The sequence below is a fragment of the Pseudomonas sp. P5_A2_2 genome (assembly GCF_054177685.1).
The window spans coordinates 1-1786 of sequence record NZ_JBGCUL010000903.1 but is presented as its reverse complement, the minus strand read 5'-3'; the positions used below and the strand labels follow the sequence as shown (position 1 = coordinate 1786).

Sequence of the window (1786 nt, the reverse complement as noted above, 5' to 3'; positions counted from 1 at the left end):
CCCTTCACCTGGGAGGTGATTTCTCCGGAAATGACATAGGCCATGGTGGTGCCATCGTGTTTGTGGGCGATGGAAGACTGACCGGGTTGGTAATCGACTTCGATCATCAGCGCTTTTTTACCGGGGACGTTCTTCAGCATTTCGTCCTGCAGGACAGTGACCTTTTCCGAAGGATCATGGGCAAAGGCCGATGCACAAGATATCAGGGCCAGGGCGGCAAGGGGGGCAGCACAGAAGCGCAACACGTACATGGTTCTTTACCTGCGGTGGGTTAGTTGTCGAAAACAACAGTAGTGCGCAGGTAGTAGAGGTTAAACAGCCAATATTCGGGAAGGCGAGGGGACCAATTGCAGAGGATTGCGGGCCAATGGAGAAAAAATTGTGGCGAGGGAGCAAGCTCCCTCGCCACAGGAATTGGTTAAACGATCGGAAAGCTGTTGAAGTCCACGGCATTGGCCAGTTGGCTATCGATCAGGCTGATAAAACCCTGGACCTGCGGGCAGTTGAAATGCGATCGCATGGCCGCTTCCGATTGCCAGTGGGCGCTGACGGTCCAGCGATTGGTGTCCTCGGGGCAGCGGTCGACCATATAGGATTCGCAGCCCGGTAGTTCACGCAGGGTTTCGACAATCTTTTGCAGTTGCTTACCCAGTTCATCCGAGCGGCCGGCGGCGGCCTGTACCTGTACGGTATTGATCACTTCATGGGACATTGCTCACACTCCTGAATCAAGCCGGACGAGTCCTGCTCATTGAGGGATAACGCCTATGCAGGATAGGCCTGACCCTCGGGACCGCCAATAGCCAATCGCCGGATAAAGCCACAGGCCAATCCGTCAGGCCACCTGCTGCAGGATGTCGCGCAAACGGTCCAGGGCAATGTCGATGTCAAGGGTTTCGATGGCGCCAAAACCAAGGAAAAGCCCGGCCCTGGGCGCTTGCTGATAGAAAAAGCTGTCGATGGCATAGAGCCCGACTTCGACTTTTTTCGCCAGTTCGATCACCAATGGAATATCCATCGGCACTTTGCACATCACCACCATGTGGAAACCGGCGGTGGTCGGCACCGCCTCGAGCCAGRGCGAGAGATCGCCGGCCATGCGCGCCAGGATTCGTTCGCGGCGCCCGGCATAGATCGCATGGCAGCGCCGGATGTGCTTGAGCAGGCAGCCTTCGGCGATGAATTTGGCCAGCGCCCATTGCGGCAGGGTCGAAGTGTGCAGGTCAGTGAGCTGTTTGGCACGCACCACGGCCTCGAGGATCGCTGGCGGCAGGATCGCATAGCCCAGACGCAGTTCCGGCAACAGGGTTTTGGAGAACGTTCCGACGTAAGCGACGATCCCCCGTTCATCCATGCTTTGCAGGGAATCGGCAGGACGGCCCTCGTAGCGGAATTCGCTGTCGTAGTCGTCCTCGATGATGATCGCGCCCAGCTCATGGGCCTTGGCCAGCAGGGCTACCCGACGCGCCTGGCTCATCGGCATGCCCAGCGGGAACTGGTGCGAAGGGGTGACGTAGATCAGGCGCGTACCGCGAGGAATCTGGTCCACCACAATGCCTTCGGCGTCCACCGGCATGCCAATCACCGTGGCGCCATGGCTGCCGAACAGCAGCCGCGCCGGCGGGTAGCCTGGGTCTTCCATGGCGACCAGGCTGCCTGGACTGATCAGCACCCGGGCGATCAGGTCCAGCGCCTGCTGCGCGCCGTTGCACACCACCACGTCCTCATCCTGACAATTGACCCCGCGGGAGAACGCGATGTGCCGGGCAATGGCGTTGCGCAGGGC

The 1786-nt window shown here is 59.5% G+C and carries 3 protein-coding genes; all 3 read right to left on the bottom strand.

All coding sequences use genetic code 11. The features are described 5' to 3' along the window. The coding region (locus ACXRVY_RS27125; RefSeq protein WP_458238742.1) for a cupin domain-containing protein at nt 1–251 on the bottom strand (251 nt) is incomplete at its 3' end. A gap of 167 nt (nt 252–418) precedes the next feature. Further along, the gene (locus ACXRVY_RS27120) at nt 419–712 is read right to left on the bottom strand and encodes a putative quinol monooxygenase (RefSeq protein WP_108215849.1); all 294 of its coding nucleotides are present in this window, start codon (nt 710–712) and stop codon (nt 419–421) included. 123 nt (nt 713–835) lie between these two features. Further along, nucleotides 836–1786, bottom strand: a 951-nt coding sequence (locus tag ACXRVY_RS27115) for an aminotransferase-like domain-containing protein (RefSeq protein WP_458238741.1), incomplete at its 5' end; no start/stop codon positions are given.

What these genes read in the sequence shown, in the direction of transcription:
- ACXRVY_RS27120 (WP_108215849.1), bottom strand. Translation starts at nt 712, where the DNA reads ATGTCCCATGAAGTGATCAATACCGTACAGGTACAGGCCGCCGCCGGC.